This window comes from Acinetobacter sp. AOR34_HL, from assembly GCF_027854795.1.
GTDB classification, from domain to species: Bacteria; Pseudomonadota; Gammaproteobacteria; order Pseudomonadales; family Moraxellaceae; genus Acinetobacter; species Acinetobacter junii.
Genome location: NZ_JAKTID010000028.1, coordinates 96693 through 113403 on the forward strand (window position 1 = coordinate 96693; position 16711 = coordinate 113403).

The window sequence follows — 16711 nt, forward strand, 5'->3', positions numbered from 1 at the left end:
TATTTAGTATGAATGCTTTTTTATTTTATAATTCATGCAAATTATTTATTGTATTTTCTCATGGCTAAAAACATTCGCCCTTATTTAGATCATTACCCTGATATTGATACGAGTTGTTATATTGATGAAATGTCAGTAGTCATCGGGGATGTCAAGTTAGCTGAGAATGTTTCAGTTTGGCCTTTTGCCGTTATTCGCGGTGATGTCAATTCGATTCAGATTGGTAGAAATAGTAATGTACAAGATCATTGTATGTTACATGTCAGTCATAAAAATCAATCCAAACCAAATGGTTCACCTTTAGTAATTGGTGATGATGTGACTGTAGGTCATCATGTGACCTTACATGGTTGTACTATTGGCAATCGTGTCTTGATCGGTATTAATACCGTTGTTTTAGATGACGTGATTATTGAAGATGATGTCATGATTGGTGCTGGTAGTTTAGTGCCGCCACGTAAAGTCTTAAAAAGTGGTTATTTGTATGTGGGGAGCCCAGTCCAGCAAGTCCGCCCTCTCACAGATAAAGAAAAAGCATTTTTACCTTATTCAGCGCAAAACTATGTGAAAGTGAAGGATAATTATAAGAATAATTAAATTTATATCCATTTAATCAATTCACACTAACGAACTCAAAGAACAATGAAACAACTAAATGAACTAATAGATACTAAGGAATCAGGTTGGATTCTCATTAAAAGCTGGTTGGAAACAGCTAAGAATCAATTTGAAGTGCTACCTAATAATATAAACAGAGCAGAAAGTGAATTACATTCAATCCAAGTGACGACTCGCTCCTCAATGGGAGCTATGATTTATGAAACTGGTGGTTTACTCATTGATCATGGATGGTTGAGAGTTTTAGGTTCTGGCAGCAAAAAGTTAGATCGTGGAATTCATGAATGGAATATTGGTAAAACAATCACTCAACAACATAAGCAACCTGATTATTTACTTATAGCCGACGATATTCTGGGTGGTTATTTTTCGATAAATGGTGGTGGTTTGGGAGAAAACTTAGGTGATATTTATTATCTTGCTCCCGACAGTTTAAGATGGGAGAATTTAGAGATTGGTTATTCAGATTTCTTAAATTGGTGTATAAATGGCGATCTCGATCAATTTTATGGCTCTTTAAGGTGGAATAATTGGAAAACTGATATTCAAGAACTTACCGGGAATCAGGTCTTTTCATTTTATCCTTTTCTATGGACACTAGAAGGAAAGAATATAGATGAATTAAGTAAAAAGGCTATTTCAATTGAGGAAAATTTCTGGTTGCTGGATACAATTATTAATGAAATTAAAAATTTAGATTAATTCAATGAATCCCCATCAGCACTACCATAGCCAAAAACTCTCAAATTTTGTAGAATACGTTTTTTAAAATCATGGTGCTTTCTATGACCGCTTGGACACCTCATGTCACAGTCGCCACTGTAGTCGAAAAAGACGGACGTTTTCTGTTTGTTGAAGAACACAGCGAAGGCTTTGTACATACCGTGTTTAATCAACCTGCTGGTCATGTCGAATGCGGTGAAACGATTATTGAAGCAGCGATCCGTGAAACCTTAGAAGAAACAGGTCATCATGTAGAAATAGATCATTTGCTTGGTATCTATACCTATACCCCTCCCATGTTTCCTGATCGCACATATTATCGTTTTTGCTTCTTGGCACATGTCACCTCGGTTGAGGAAAATGCACAATTAGATACCGATATTGTCGGTGCAGTTTGGATGAGTTTAGAAGAGCTGCAAGAATCCGCTCGTGCGCGAAGCCCATTAGTTTTAAAAGTAATTGAAGATGCCCTCGCTGGTAAGAAATATCCTTTATCGCTTATTTATGAGCACCCTTTCTCTCCCTCATTAACTTCTCATTTGGATGCTTAATTAGATGCAACAACGTGTCATCGTCGGTATGTCTGGTGGTGTAGACTCCTCTGTTTCTGCCGCGCTTTTACTTCAACAAGGATATCAAGTTGAAGGTCTTTTCATGAAAAACTGGGAAGAAGATGATGGTACGGAATACTGCACAGCCCTTGAAGATTTAGCAGATGCGCAAGCCGTTGCAGACAAGATTGGAATTAAACTGCACACCGCGAACTTTGCCATGGAATATTGGGATCGTGTGTTTGAGCATTTCTTAGCTGAATATGCTGCAGGTCGTACTCCAAACCCAGATATTCTATGTAATAAAGAGATTAAGTTCCGTGCGTTCCTCGACCATGCTATGACTTTAGGTGCAGATTTTATTGCAACAGGTCATTATGCGCGTCGTGGTGTAAGCATACAAAACTCTCGTGGTGAAACCTATGCACCATTACTACGTGGTGTAGATAATAATAAAGATCAAACTTATTTTTTACACGCTGTTCATGGTCGTGAAATCAATAAGACGCTGTTCCCTGTCGGTGAAATTGAAAAGCCTGAAGTTCGTCGCATTGCTGAACAACTTGATTTAGCAACAGCGAAGAAAAAGGACTCAACTGGTATTTGCTTTATTGGTGAACGTCGATTTACCGACTTCCTCAAACAATATCTTCCTGCTCAAGCTGGAAAAATTGTCTTAGACAACGGCAAAGAAGTTGGTGAACATCACGGCTTAATGTACTATACGCTCGGTCAACGCGGTGGCATCGGTATCGGTGGTATGAAAGGTGCGCAAGAAGGTGCATGGTTCGTACTTCACAAAGACATTGCCAACAATCGTCTCGTCATTGGACAAGGTCATGAGCATCCACTTATGCAAAGTAAACAACTTTGGAGTGAAGCGATTGATTGGGTTGCGGGTGAACAAGAAATCCCAACTACGGGTTTCCGATGCACAGCAAAAACTCGTTATCGTCAGCCTGACCAAGCGTGTACAATTTATCGTGACGAACATACAGAAAATGGTATTCGAGTTGAGTTTGATGAACCACAACGTGCTGTAACTCCAGGGCAAAGTGTGGTGTTTTACTCAGGAGAGGTGTGCTTAGGCGGTGGTGTCATTCACCATACTGATGCACCTCAACCAGATTTTATTTAAGGATATTGGAATCGAAGCATGGCGGAGTTACCCTTTCAGCACACCCAAGCGTTGAATGTAAGACAAAACCGTGCTTTAGCATTGGCTGCTGTCTTCCAAGCAACTCAGCTGACCCATATGACTGCGATGGCGGGACAGCAGAGTATTGGAGATAGTGGTAATTTTTATTTTGAACTACTGATCAAAGCAAGTTTAAATATTCGTCCAGCGACCAACAATGCGACTCAAACTTTAGATTTCTTTAATCAACTGGCTGATATTTCGCTAGGTTTAAAAACATTAGAAGGTTGTATTACTCAACCATTTAATACTGCACCAAAATCCAGAGTCCCTAAACTTTCGACAGCTAAACTTCCCATGTCCTATGCTATGGCATTATTGCGGTTGGAAAAGAAAGTTTATAGCAATCCTGAATACGTAAAAATTATCGAAACGGCTCAACAAAAGATCCTAAAACAGTTGTCTTTTTTCGATAATAACTATTTGCACCCAAGTATTATTGCCAATTTAGCTCAGACCTATGTTGAAACTGCTGGGCAAATTAATCCGCGTATCCTTGTCCGTGGTAATGCTGAAGCTTTCAAAGATATGAATCATACAAATCGAATCCGTGCTTGCCTCTTTACAGGTCTACAACTTGCGCATTTATGGCGACAACTAGGCGGTAGTTCATGGAGTATGATCTTTAGTAAACGTAAGCTTTTACAAGATATTCAAGCTCTTGCTCGTTTGCAGTATCAGGTCGTTTAAACCGATGCTAGAGCAAATTTTTTATACCGTTTTACAACCTCTATAAATCTCTCTTGAGGAATAAATAAAGTTCTGCAAGAGAGACAAACTTTAAGGAATCTGTATGAATGCTTTAACCGCACTCTCACCACTTGATGGACGTTATGCGAGCAAATGCGATGCGCTACGCCCTTTTTTGTCTGAGTTTGGTTTAATCCACGCTCGTGTCACTGTTGAAGTGCGTTGGTTACAAGCACTTGCAAATCGTGCAGAAATCATCGAAGTACCTGCATTCTCTGCTGAAACGAATGCTGCTTTAGATGCGATTGTGACGAATTTTTCTGAAGAAGATGCAAACCGCATTAAAGAAATTGAACGTACAACTAACCATGATGTAAAAGCAGTTGAATATTTCCTTAAAGAAAAAATTGCCAATATTGATGAATTAAAAAATGCGGGCGAATTTATTCACTTTGCATGTACGTCTGAAGACATCAACAACTTGTCTCACGCATTAATGCTTAAAAATGGTCGTGAAGTTCTTGTTGCAAGCATGAAGCAAATTCTGAACGCAATTTCTGCTTTGGCAACAACACATGCTGAACAGCCAATGTTATCTCGTACTCATGGTCAAACTGCTAGCCCAACAACTTTGGGTAAAGAAATGGCGAACGTTGCTTATCGTTTAGCGCGCCAAATCAAGCAATTTGAAAATGTTGAATTATTGGGCAAAATCAATGGTGCAGTAGGTAACTACAATGCTCACCTTTCTGCTTATCCAGAAATTGATTGGGCTGCACATGCACAAGCATTTGTTGAATCTTTAGGTCTAAGTTTCAACCCATACACCACTCAAATCGAGCCACATGATTACATGGCTGAATTGTTTGATGCATTACGTCGTTATAACACGATCTTGATCGACTTTAACCGTGATGTTTGGGGCTATATCTCTCTTGGTTACTTCAAGCAAAAATTAAAAGACGGTGAAGTTGGTTCTTCAACAATGCCTCATAAAGTAAACCCTATCGACTTCGAAAACTCAGAAGGTAACCTAGGTATCGCAAATGCGGTATTAGGTCACTTAGGTGAAAAACTTCCAGTTTCTCGTTGGCAGCGTGACTTAACTGACTCAACTGTTCTTCGTAACATGGGTGTTGGTTTTGCACAAAGCTTGATTGCTTTTGATGCTTGCTTAAAAGGTATTGGTAAACTTGAACTCAATGCTAACCGTTTAAATGAAGATTTAGACCAAGCACAAGAAGTTCTTGCTGAACCGATCCAAACAGTAATGCGCCGTTATAATGTTGAAAAACCTTACGAAAAACTCAAAGCACTTACTCGTGGTCAAGCAATGACACGTGAAATGATGGTGAACTTCGTTAATGGTGATGAACTTCTTCAAGTTCCAGCTGATGAACGTGCTCGTTTAGCAGAGCTTACACCTGCTACATATACAGGTAATGCTGCTGAACAAGCAAAACAAATCAATGATTTGATTAGCAAAATCTAAGCTGATATTTCAGCAATAAAAAAGCAAAGCCTCGGCTTTGCTTTTTTATTTAAATCAATAAATTAAAAATTATCGAGCCATTTTGAAATATTTGCAAAGCCTAATATTTGTGCACCAAATTTTTGGCTAGTTCTAGCAATTTCTAGAAGTTGAGATGCAACTGCTATATCAGCAATCGTCTGCTGATCTCCAACCAACCAACCTGTCTGATTTAAAACCAACTCAATACGTTTTAAGTGTCTAGTAAATTCAGCTTGAATATCGGCTTGAGCCATACGACCTGTACCTTGCATCTTTACTTGAAAACCCAATGCCGATTTCAGTAATGGCTTCATTAAATGCTTTTCAAATGCAGGACGACCTTCTGAGCTGATTTCAACAACTTGATTGAACGCTTTTTTATCACTTACACGAAAATGCACTTCATAAAAATACAAGACTTCATCCGCCCAATCTTCCCAAAGCTCTGCGTAAGCGCATTGCATAGGATCTTCAGGATAAAGTCGAGGAAGCTCGGGAAAGTGTTGATCTAAATAACGTGCAATTCGAGTGCTATCTTGAACTCGCTCGCCATTAATATCCACGACAGGTAACTTGCCGACTTTACTAAGCAAAGGGACTTTGCTACCCAGTAAGCCGTTGTAATCTATTGTTTCAAAAGGAATACCTTTGAACTTCAACATCCGTGAAACTTTTTGGCAAAAAGGTGAAATTTCCCACTGATGTAGAACAATAGAGTTTGACATTTTTATATCTCATTTGAATGAACTGAACATATTTTTATGATGTTTCACATGGCTATCATAACAAGTTCAAGTCCATTCAAAACAATAATCTTAAAATCACACTGAACGGCGAATAATCATATTTGTTGCAGTTGCATGTGCATACAATTTTCCATCCTCATCGCGAATATAACCCTCTGAAATCACAAGATTACGCCCAACATTAATGACTTTTCCTTCTGCAATCAACGGAGTATTAAATGGAATCGGACGACACATTTTGATATTAAGGTCTGTTGTGCCATATGACTCACCAGCAGCCAATACTGTATGTGTTGCACAACCTGTGACTGAATCCAAAATTGTTGCTGCAAAACCACCATGCACACCGCCTAATGGATTGGTATGTCGTTCATCAGCAATCGCACTAAATACGATTCGTCCCTGTTCAACTTCTACAGGTTTCATCGGCATTGTCTTTGCAATTCCTGGCTCAGGAAAATGACCTTGAGCAAATGCTTGCATGATTTCCAAACCTGTCATTTTTAATGGATTCATTGAAGTTTCCCTTTTAAGAGTAAATCGTACATTTACGACTGCAACAACATTGGTTCTAATTTAGAACTTATTAACAATACCTTATCTATGCTAAGATAATTTGTCAACGTTATGATTATCTACGTTCAATTACAGTCATAGCGATCTGCTTATCTCAAAGCGAATCAATAGAGGTTAAACATGAAATGGCATGAATTGGGTGAAATGAGTTGCCCTATTGCGCGTAGCTTATCGATTTTCGGTGATCGATGGACACTCTTGATTATCCGCAATGCTTTTCTTCGCACACGTCGTTTTGATGATTTTCAAAAGCAGCTCGGTATCACACGGCACTTACTCACTGAGCGTTTGAATCGCTTAGTTGAAAATAAAATTTTTGAAAAAGTGTTATATCAAGAAGCACCTAAACGTTACGAGTACAAACTTACAGACAAAGGTTTAGCCCTCTATCCAATTATTATGGCAGTCACGACATGGGGCAATTATTGGCATAATGAAGATAATAAATATCCAATTTTGGAATATTTGCATAAAGACTGCGGTCATAAGACTAAAGCAACCATGACATGTCAGCACTGTCATGGTGAGTTAACTGCGAAAAACACCCTAGCCTATTATGATGCAATGGAAATGGATCAGGTCGTAGAGAAGGTTGTAAATAAATAGGTATTCAACTGTTCTGCTTATTAAAGAATGAAGAGTAATGATGATTACTCTTCATTTGGACCTAAAATTAGAAACTAAAACCAATATTCAAATTGATGCGATAAAGCCATTTATCACTGTTTGGCGAAACCGTAGAGGTAAAACCTGTAGCATTGGTAGCTCCACCGATAATATTCGAGTTTTTCCCCCAAGTGTAATCCGCCCATACCATGAAAGGTGAAGCAATAAACATCATCCCTGTAGTATTCATCTGCGAGTCAGACCAATCCTCACGTTTTTTATCTAAATAACTATAATCATTGTAAAAACGGATTGCTTTGAGTTTGCCCATATCTTGCACAGGTAATGTGTATGCGAGGTTTAAACTCGCAATAGTTCCTTCGGAAGCAATGAAATATGCTGGCGTTAAACCATTTGCACCCATCAAGTTCATATCATCATTTACACCATCTGGATTTTTTGCATCATATTGATAATGAATCACTGAGCTTTGAACATTGAAACGTTTGTAATTATTATCAGTATGCAAACCCACTGCATAATATTTGCCGTTGTCATCCGTGATTTTATTATGTAATTGAGCAATTGCACCTGATACACCAACTTCTTGCTTACCAAATTCAGTTTCTAACTTACGAACAATCCGTGTATTCACTTGATGACGCTTTTCATTTTGATAGGCTTTTTGTGTTGGAAATGCATTTTCAGCCAAATCATCATAAGTCGCACTTTCAGGTAAATATCGAAGATTAGTTGCGAGCATCTCAGGATAATAGCCTAGCTTCACATCCCAATCTTTGTTGTTGAAATTCCAGTTCAAACCTGGAGCGATGTTATTCCCATAACCCAAAAAGAATGGAATATGATAAGTCCATCCATTTTGCGGATAGGGATAAATTGCAAAGGGTTTATAAACAAAACCTGCTTCTATGCTGTTATGTTCATCCAAATGATATCCCACATAGGCTTTTTCAATTGAACGCTTCTCTTGATCTTGGAAAAGGTAGCTGGCATTGAAATAGGCATCATCAAACTTGCCTTTCAGATCAACTCGAAAAATATCAAAATAGAGTTTTCCAAAACCTCCATTTGGCCCCTCCCAATTTTCATAACGTTGATTCAAACGCACCACTCCACCAAGCCTGACAGAATCCGCCCCATCCTCACTTTTCCATTCCAGTGCTGAACTTTGTGCATATACATTTGATACCGCGCTCATCGACAGTGCTGCAAGCATCATGACTAATGTCTTTTTCATATCATATTCCTTCGCTTCGATACCAACCGTCCTGTTGGCTTGGATTATTGTTTTACCTGTAAAACATAGTTTTTTATTGTTTTGTAGGCAAAAAAATTTGCCTACAAATTTTCTAACATCAGTCATCTCAACCAATGTTTAAATTACTCAATACAATTTCTTTTGTGGTGGACCTGCAAAGTTCAGTGGTCCAATTGAATTCATATCTAGCTCAATCACACTTGGTCCTTGGAAATCAACTGCCTGCTTAATGACTGTTTTAAACTCATATGCACTGCCGACTTTCCAGCTTTTCACGCCCATCGCCTCACCCAAGGCCTGGTAATCAGGTGTGTGTAATTCGTTGAAATACTGACGTCCACCGAAGTAATTATTTTGAATACCACGCATGACCCCATAACCACCATCATTCATGATCATCAGTACCATATTGGTATTTTCTTACGGCATCGTCGCAATCTCACCAATACCCAGCATCAAACCACCATCACCAACTAAACCGATCACTTTTTTGTCTGGATTGGCAATTGAAGCACCAATTGCTGTTGCTGAACCGAGACCAATCGCCCCTGCTAAAGAGTGAATATTTTGGTTTGGTGCTTATACTGGGAATAAACGACTGCCCCACGTACTGCCTGACATCGTAATATCACGAACAAAAATGCCATCTTGTGGTAGTGCTACACGAAGGTGATCACAGATCAACGCATATTGATCAAGCTGTGTACGTAAAGCATTGATTGCTGCCTGTTTCGCATCAACAACTGCTGCATCATATTCAGTATCTATTTTAGATACGCCTGCTAAACCTGTGAGAACACGTTGCAACACATCTTTGGCATCACCACAAATGAAATTACGAATTTTGTAACTACGTTGTTGTGCAACAGGATTAGCATCGACCTGAATAATATTTTCAGGGAACTGCACTGAGTAGGTTTTAGTTTCATTACTACGCAAACGCGACCCGACTACAACCAATAAATCGGCATCTTTTAAAAGTTGTTAACGCCTGCAGAGTTATGGAATGCACCTAAGCTACGTGGATGGTCATCTGCTAGCACACCACGCGCATGGGTTGAAGATACTACTGGAATACCCAAGTCAGCTATTGCTTTAACTTCATCTACACTATTAAGCGTACCACCGCCGATCCAAAAAATTGGACGTTTGGCTTTTTTGATTTCATTAACAATCAAATCGACTTCAACTTGATCTGCTTGAGGTAATTCCAGTGCTTTGACAGGACCTAGATTCAGTGGTAAATCAATTTCTGCTGCTTGCACATCAATCGGTAGCTCAACACTGACTGGCCCCATAGGCACAGTCGTTGCGACACGAATCGCTTCACGAATCACGCCAACTGCATTATCAGGGCTGGTAATACGAAAAGCAGCTTTGCTCGATGCACGTAAGAAAGTCAGTTGATCTTTGGTTTCATGAATAAAACTTGCATCACGATCTAAATATTCACGTTCAACTTGACCTGTTAAATGCAACACTGGACTACCTGCGTTCATCGCTTCAATCAATTAACCCACCGCATTTCCTGCACCTGCACCAGTACTGGTTAAGGCAACACCCAAACCTTTAAAGCGTGAATGACCATCTGCCATCGTCACTGCACCTGCTTCACCACGCGCCGCCACAAAGCGAATTTTTTCACGACGACCTAAGGCATCAGCAATTGGTAAATTATGAATTGAAATGACGCCGTAGATACTATCTACTTGGTGCGCCTCTAAAACTCGAGCGATTGCTTCGCCTACATTTACACGTTCTGTCATTACTATATTCCTCAAAAACTTGTTCTATCCATGAATTTATTAATCGCACCAAGGATTTGGCTGTTCGCTTAATCCCATATAAATGCTTTTTTGTTGCATATACGCCAAGATGCCTAAACGACCTTTTTCACGTCCAATTCCACTTTCTTTGAAACCACCAAAAGGTGCAGAAATTGAGAATTTTTTGTAGGTATTGATCCAGACTGTTCCCACTTCTAGAGCACGTGCAAGTTGCCAAGCTTTACGATAGTTTTCAGTCCAAATCCCAGCGGCTAAACCAAAAAAACTGTCATTGGCTTGTGCAATCAAATCTGCTTCATCGTCATATTTCATCACTACCAATACAGGACCAAAGATTTCTTCCTGACAGGTTTGAGCTGAGTTATCGAGGCCTGTGATAATGGTCGGTAAATAGAAACTACCTTTTGCCAATTCACCATCCGTCAATGCCTGACCACCAACTAGAACTTGACCACCTTCTTTTTTGGCCAATTGAACATAAGCATCCACAGAAGCTAAATGCTTAGGATTGATCAAAGAACCCAAATGGACGCCTGCGGTTTCAGGATGTCCAACACGCAAGCCTTTAGTAATTTCAACCAGACGCGTTAAGAATTGATCATAAATATTGCGATGTACAAATAAACGTGATCCTGCAATACATGCCTGTCCTGCAGAACTGAAAATGCCATAAGCCACACCTTTCACTGCTAGCTCAATATCGGCATCTTGCATGACGATAGTTGGTGATTTTCCACCAAGTTCTAAAGACGTTGTAATCAACTTGTCAGCGGCAATATGTGCTAAATGACGCCCCGTACTTGTTCCACCTGTAAATGAAATTTTGCGTACTAATGGATGCTTTACGATCGCATCACCAATCACCGAACCACGTCCAACGAGCACGCTCAATAAACCTTTAGGTAAACCAGCTTCTTCAAAGATTTTTGCTAATTCCAGTGCGATCAAAGAAGTCACTTCCGCTGGTTTTAAAATGACTGCATTACCACCTGCTAATGCAGGTGCTAATTTCTGCACTTCACTGGCTATCGGTGAATTCCATGGTGTAATCGCTGCCACAACCCCAACAGGTTCATGCACACTCATGGTCATAAAATCTGGCGCACGTTGTGTGGTTAACTCATCATTTAAGGTTTCACACGCCGCTGCGACATAACGTGCAGTTGCAGCCGCACTCATTGTTAAGGCACGCGTCTCAGCCAGTGGTTTACCGTTGTCTCTGGTTTGTAGCTTTGAAAGTTCATCAACACGCGCTTCAATAATGTCAGCCACTTTATACAAAATCCGAGCACGTTCATGCGGCATACTGTTGCGCCACTCCGCCTTACGCCATGCCAGATCAGCTTTTTCAATCGCTTCATTGACATCATCCAAACTCGCCGTTGAAATCTCAGCATTCACAGATTGATCTGCTGGAAACAAACTTTGTATCGTGTCACCTCGACCTAATCGCCATTCTCCAGCGATATAAATTTCCTTTACCATGATCAAATCCTTTAAATCTGAATTGCTTGAACACTATTGCGACAGGCACGAATCACACTGAGTGCAGCGAATGTCGATGTTTTCGGGTTACTCGCCAGAGGTACCCCCACCAACTCAATTGTCATTTCACCGAACACACCTTCTGCCACTATGGTGTGCTTGTTTTTATTGATGTTTGGATCAACTGTGAGTTCCACCATAGTTTCATCCATACCCAAACCTGCAAGCGCAATCGTCGCTGCAACATTGGCATTGGCTGGAAACTTCAATGCAGCTTCACGAACCGTACCACGGAAAAAAACCGTTGCTTCGCTCACCTGATCTAAATCAACCAATTGCTCTGCATAGCTACCACGCCAACTTTTTGGACTTTTGCAGCCCTTATAAGTGACCTTTTCCAAACCACCTTCTTTCGCCGCTGAGATTCCATCAATTCCAGCAATCGCACCTGCCAAAAGATGTAAGTGGGCATCATGTTGTTCAGCTGTATTTTTTAGCTGAATCAGAAACTCGTTATCCGCTAAAGTTCCAACTGAGATCAACCCGATAGTCCAACCCTTTTCCAAAACCTTTTGCGCATGCTCTTTCACCGCAGCTTGACTCGCAACTTCAATCACATAATCAGGTGTACCCTGACACTCATCAATCGAGCTAATCACTTGTACTTCAGATGAAACTTGCGCCTGAACTTTTTAAACACTCCGTACCGGTACCACAATCCATTTAAGTTGTAAGTCTTGCGGCATATGGGCATAGACTTCTGCTGCCATCGCGCCAAAACCAATCATCATCAACTGTTTCATGTGCACACCTTATAAATGCTTATTGAATCCGCCAGAGACATCAAGAGTTGAACCTGTGGTATAGGATGCTAAAGGCGATGCGAGAAAGACCAAGGCACGTGCAGGTTCTTCGGGCTTACCTAAACGTTGCATCGGAATACCACGATTTTTAGCAATATTGCCTGTCCATTGTTCCCATGACAGATTTGGGTCTGAACGTGTTTCAAAACGGCGTTTCCACTGTGCTGACTCCACCATACCCAAAAGAATTGAGTTCACACGCACACCATATTGAGTAAATTCATGTGCCAGTGAATGCGTTAAATTTAGTAGCGCAGCACGTGCAGATGAGGTTGCAATAATGTGGGGTTCAGGTTGCAACGCTAACAATGAGTTCACATTGGTGATTGAGCCATATGCTGAATCTTTTAAATCATTTAAAAATGCGCGAACGGGATGTAATACACTGAAATATTTCAGTTCAATTTCTTTCATCCAATCTTCGTCTTGGGTATTTTCAAAATTCGACACACGACCTTGACCCGCGTTATTGATCAACATGTCGACATTGCCTAAGTTTTGCTTTACATCTTTTGCAAATCGTTTAACGTCTTCTTTGTCCAAAACATTGCAGATACTGGTGTAAATATTGGCGTGTGGGTATTTCTCTAAAATATAAAGTTTCGATGCGGCTAAACGCGCTTCATCTCGACCACACCACGCGACCTTTGCACCTTCTGCAACTAAAATTTCCACAGCAGCCAAACCAATGCCTGACGAGCCACCTGTGACAACTGCTACTTTTCCTTCAACTTGGAAGCTCATATCCATATCTCTCTAATTAATTTGCCGATAAAACAATGTCGTTAAACTGATCAGGTTGATCGACATAACTCAGATGACCTGCATCTGTAATGAGATGACATAGGCTCAATTGCATTTCTATCGCCAATTCCATGATGGCTTGAGCAGGCGTGATTTCATCTTTATCACCCGCAATCACCACACAAGGAACTTTGAGATCTGTTAAATAATTTCTAATCTCGTCATACGCCAACAAATATGATGCTCGCGTAAAACCGTCTAAAGTAAGCTGCCCCATCACCTCACTGACCAATGCCAGTGCTTGAGGGTCTTGTTTATAAATTAAATGTGGACCACGGCTTGCCGCCATCCCCGCATTGCCCAAGCTTTTCAACATATTTGGGCGTTTCAGATAAACCTGTGCTTTGGTATCCTCATCCGAGCGTTGATAACCCTGCGCCGCATTGGCAATAATTAGGGTTTCAACTCGTTCAGGGTAAAGATGGGCAAAAGCACTTGCCTGTAATGCACCTAATGAATGACCTATAATGATGAATTTAGAAATCGCGAATGCATCCATAATCGCTAGTACTCGCTGAGCATAATTGGTTGCATTTGGCTGCTCCGTATCTAAGTTCTCAGATAAGCCATAACCTGGCGCATCCCAAGCAATCACATGAAAATGATGACTGAGTACAGCAAGCTGATTGACCCATGAAGCAGAACCTGAGCTGATACCATGTAAAAGAATCAGTGCTTGTCCGTGTCCAGCTTCGCGATAGGCTTGTACCTGACCATCAACCTCAATGGTTTTCACTGGGTATTGGGCTAAAGTGTCAATCAAAGTCATCATTTCATTCCTTTGTTATATTTAATCGCTTTGATTAACGTTTGATTTGAGACAATGGATGCTCAGGTGGATAGTTTGGAATAGTTGGTTTTCCAGCACCTAACATCACACACATCAAGGCATCTTCCTGACCTGGATTAAACAAACCACGATAAATACCCGGTGGAATTGAAATCAGATCACGCTCTTTCAATTTGGTTTGAAATTTCTCACCGTTATGCTCAATGAACAGATCAATCTCACCACGTAACATGAAAAACACTTCTTCCACATCGTGGTGGATATGCAATGGACCTTCGCATTGCGCAGGTAACACCATGGTTGAAAAGGTAAAGTTTTCGGCTGGAACTGTATTGCCATCATTGACTACACCTGTTGCTCCAGTTCCCATATAACGCATTTGCGCACGACGATATTTCGGGTCGTAATCTGCTTGGAACTTCAACGCATCGAAGTCATATTTACGTGTTTCAAAACGCGCAATACGTGTGTTTAGCCAACCCAGTTTCGCCTTATCTTCAGCAATTCCCATTGCACCCTGAAAGTGTGGGTCTGCAAATAGAACCGCAATACTAATCTTGTCGAAAAATGCGAGAACAACACATACCATCAGGACAAAAGCAGGAACCCAATGCTTAAATCCACTTTTCTCTTCATTACTCATACTTCATTCCTTCGATTGAGTTATGAACCGGAATTAAATGTTTATGGTTTTAATTTCATGACATTAAATTTAGGGTCTGCTAATAATTTTGGGTCTAATACGGTATTGGACTGCATCCAACGTTTAGCCAGTTTGATTAATTTTGAATCATTGATTGCAATCATATTGATTAAGCAATTTTGATGATCTAAATACAGATAGCTACATTGATCATCTGCACTTTTTCTCACCACAATCTGTTCTGTTCTTTCAGGTTGGTAACTACCTAGTATTTGAATATTGAAGTGGTACTGATCTGACCATAACCAAGGAATATCGGTATATTCTGTTTCCATGCCCAACATCGATTTTGCAGCTGCAATTGCTTGGTTCTGCGCATTTGCCCATGACTGAATGCAATAACCTTAACTTGGATGGATTGCGACATCAATCCAGAACTCGCCACCTGGACCAAAATCTTTGCGATAAGGAATCGAGAGACGTAACCAGCTTGCACCAGTATTGGCATACGTCGTCTTGCTGACAAACTGAGATCCAACTCATCCTTGCATCCTCATTTGTTTTATATATAAAACATTATTTGATATAACAAACTTTAATAAAAATACTCCTATGATGTTTTTTATGTAAAACTATATATATTGTTTAAAATCATAAGCTTGATATTTATTACACATTCATTTACGTTTTACTTAGAAAATTTTGTTTTATATATAAAACTATCTTTTAACTCTACTTTGCAGTTAGAATAGATTCTTAAGAAAATTAAATTTTTAATGCTTTGCGTTTTTCTAGGAAAATTAAGCTGATGAACCAAACGATAGAAACAGACTCTCAAGAATCTGAACTCACAAAAAATGATGATCGCTATTTAGTACCCGGTTTGGTACGAGGCTTAGCAATTTTGCAGGCATTTGATCAACAAACTCAAGAAATGACGATCACTGAGATCGCTGAAATTTTGGATGTAAATCGTTCTAGTGCTTTCCGTCTGATTTACACGTTAGAATCATGTGGCTTTCTTAGAAAAGCATCTCAAAAAACCTATGCACTTGATTCAAAGGTGATGGAACTCGGCTTTAACAGTTTGTCTAAACAGTCTCTTTTAGATTTAGCAACACCGTTGATGAAGGAACTACGCGATCAAACTAAACTTGCAGTACATTTGTCCATTTTAGAAGGTACACATATTGTCTTTATCAACAATGTGCAATCGAATGGAACATTTACTAGCAATATAGGTCTAGGCACTCGCTGGCCTGCTCATGCGACTGTGATTGGACAAATGCTATTAGCAGACTTATCTGAAACTGAAATCCGTGATCGCTATAAAAATTTCAACCAATGGGAAACTTTTTCTGAACTCACCCCAAAGAATCTTAAAGAGCTACTTCAACGCCTCAGTTTTGTTAAAACACAGCGATCTATGGTCAGTTGGGGACATTACAATCATGATATGGCAGCTTGTGGCGCTCCAATTTTCAAACAATCTACAGGAAAAATGACTGCTGTATTGTCTGTAAGCTGCCCTTTAGCAACCTATGAAGAACACTATTTTAAAAATGAAATTGCAGAGATGGTTATCCAAACAGCGGATAAAATTTCTAAATTTATTTATTAGACTAAGATTAAGATCATTTTTCTAAAACATTTAGACATTGAGTGTATTCATTAAAATTTTTAGTGAATACTCATCAAAGTAAATTAATTTCAAAATACTGCGAAATAAAAAAGCCCTTGTATCAAACAAGGGCTTTTTTATTAATTTGGCAGAGGATCAAGGACTCGAACCTTGACGAACGGTTTTGGAGACCGTCATGCTACCATTACACCAATCCT

The 16711-nt window shown here is 39.8% G+C and carries 15 protein-coding genes and 4 pseudogenes; 8 read left to right on the top strand and 11 right to left on the bottom strand.

The window, feature by feature from the left end:
• Window positions 1-60: 60 nt before the first annotated feature.
• From MKL32_RS04055 to purB, 6 genes are all read left to right on the top strand, one after another.
• A complete protein-coding gene (locus MKL32_RS04055; protein ID WP_126132181.1) occupies window positions 61-597 on the top strand; it encodes a gamma carbonic anhydrase family protein in 537 nt (178 codons plus the stop codon).
• A 45-nt stretch (window positions 598-642) separates the two neighbouring features.
• On the top strand, window positions 643-1320 hold the full coding sequence (locus MKL32_RS04060; RefSeq protein WP_126132182.1) for a DUF2625 domain-containing protein: 678 nt from the start codon (window positions 643-645) through the stop codon (window positions 1318-1320).
• 83 nt (window positions 1321-1403) lie between these two features.
• Window positions 1404-1892, top strand: coding sequence for an NUDIX hydrolase (locus tag MKL32_RS04065; protein WP_270900245.1), 489 nt, complete (start codon window positions 1404-1406; stop codon window positions 1890-1892).
• 4 nt (window positions 1893-1896) lie between these two features.
• Entirely contained in the window at window positions 1897-3030 is a 1134-nt protein-coding gene (gene mnmA / locus MKL32_RS04070; RefSeq protein WP_199955213.1) for a tRNA 2-thiouridine(34) synthase MnmA, read from the top strand.
• An 18-nt stretch (window positions 3031-3048) separates the two neighbouring features.
• Complete coding sequence (hflD, locus tag MKL32_RS04075) at window positions 3049-3780, top strand: high frequency lysogenization protein HflD (protein ID WP_042891916.1); 732 nt, start codon at window positions 3049-3051, stop codon at window positions 3778-3780.
• Between the two features lie 103 nt (window positions 3781-3883).
• Window positions 3884-5272, top strand: coding sequence for an adenylosuccinate lyase (gene purB / locus MKL32_RS04080; RefSeq protein WP_004913155.1), 1389 nt, complete (start codon window positions 3884-3886; stop codon window positions 5270-5272).
• Between the two features lie 62 nt (window positions 5273-5334).
• On the opposite strand, the gene MKL32_RS04085 is transcribed toward purB, so the two are convergent.
• Both MKL32_RS04085 and MKL32_RS04090 read right to left on the bottom strand, forming a co-directional pair.
• The gene (locus tag MKL32_RS04085) at window positions 5335-6018 is read right to left on the bottom strand and encodes a glutathione S-transferase family protein (protein WP_270900246.1); all 684 of its coding nucleotides are present in this window, start codon (window positions 6016-6018) and stop codon (window positions 5335-5337) included.
• A 96-nt stretch (window positions 6019-6114) separates the two neighbouring features.
• The gene (locus MKL32_RS04090; protein WP_204379171.1) at window positions 6115-6555 is read right to left on the bottom strand and encodes a PaaI family thioesterase; all 441 of its coding nucleotides are present in this window, start codon (window positions 6553-6555) and stop codon (window positions 6115-6117) included.
• Between the two features lie 180 nt (window positions 6556-6735).
• Between MKL32_RS04090 and MKL32_RS04095 the strand changes: the two genes are divergently transcribed.
• Complete coding sequence (locus tag MKL32_RS04095; RefSeq protein ID WP_004913171.1) at window positions 6736-7221, top strand: winged helix-turn-helix transcriptional regulator; 486 nt, start codon at window positions 6736-6738, stop codon at window positions 7219-7221.
• Window positions 7222-7288: 67 nt separating this feature from the next.
• Here the strand turns inward: MKL32_RS04095 and MKL32_RS04100 are convergent, their stop codons facing one another.
• From MKL32_RS04100 to MKL32_RS04145, 9 genes and pseudogenes are all read right to left on the bottom strand, one after another.
• Entirely contained in the window at window positions 7289-8479 is a 1191-nt protein-coding gene (locus MKL32_RS04100; RefSeq protein WP_126132186.1) for a hypothetical protein, read from the bottom strand.
• A gap of 147 nt (window positions 8480-8626) precedes the next feature.
• A pseudogene (locus MKL32_RS04105) lies at window positions 8627-10266 on the bottom strand (thiamine pyrophosphate-binding protein).
• Window positions 10267-10305: 39 nt separating this feature from the next.
• Window positions 10306-11772: an aldehyde dehydrogenase gene (locus tag MKL32_RS04110; RefSeq protein WP_270900247.1), complete on the bottom strand. Its 1467-nt coding sequence runs from the start codon at window positions 11770-11772 to the stop codon at window positions 10306-10308.
• 11 nt (window positions 11773-11783) lie between these two features.
• Window positions 11784-12575 (bottom strand): annotated as a pseudogene (locus MKL32_RS04115) (aspartate dehydrogenase).
• 9 nt (window positions 12576-12584) lie between these two features.
• A complete protein-coding gene (locus MKL32_RS04120) occupies window positions 12585-13379 on the bottom strand; it encodes an SDR family oxidoreductase (protein ID WP_126132188.1) in 795 nt (264 codons plus the stop codon).
• A 16-nt stretch (window positions 13380-13395) separates the two neighbouring features.
• Window positions 13396-14211 (bottom strand): alpha/beta fold hydrolase, encoded by an 816-nt coding sequence (locus MKL32_RS04125; RefSeq protein WP_126132189.1) that lies wholly within the window; start codon window positions 14209-14211, stop codon window positions 13396-13398.
• 31 nt (window positions 14212-14242) lie between these two features.
• Window positions 14243-14740, bottom strand: a complete 498-nt coding sequence (locus MKL32_RS04130; RefSeq protein ID WP_112986169.1) for a cupin domain-containing protein — start codon at window positions 14738-14740, stop codon at window positions 14243-14245.
• A 173-nt stretch (window positions 14741-14913) separates the two neighbouring features.
• Window positions 14914-15300 (bottom strand): annotated as a pseudogene (locus MKL32_RS04140) (oxidoreductase C-terminal domain-containing protein); the annotation flags it as partial.
• Window positions 15301-15381: pseudogene (locus MKL32_RS04145) on the bottom strand (hypothetical protein); the annotation flags it as partial.
• 299 nt (window positions 15382-15680) lie between these two features.
• On the opposite strand from MKL32_RS04145, the gene MKL32_RS04150 reads away from it, so the two are divergent.
• Window positions 15681-16493 (top strand): IclR family transcriptional regulator, encoded by an 813-nt coding sequence (locus MKL32_RS04150; protein ID WP_004953262.1) that lies wholly within the window; start codon window positions 15681-15683, stop codon window positions 16491-16493.
• The last annotated feature ends 218 nt before the right edge of the window (window positions 16494-16711 follow it).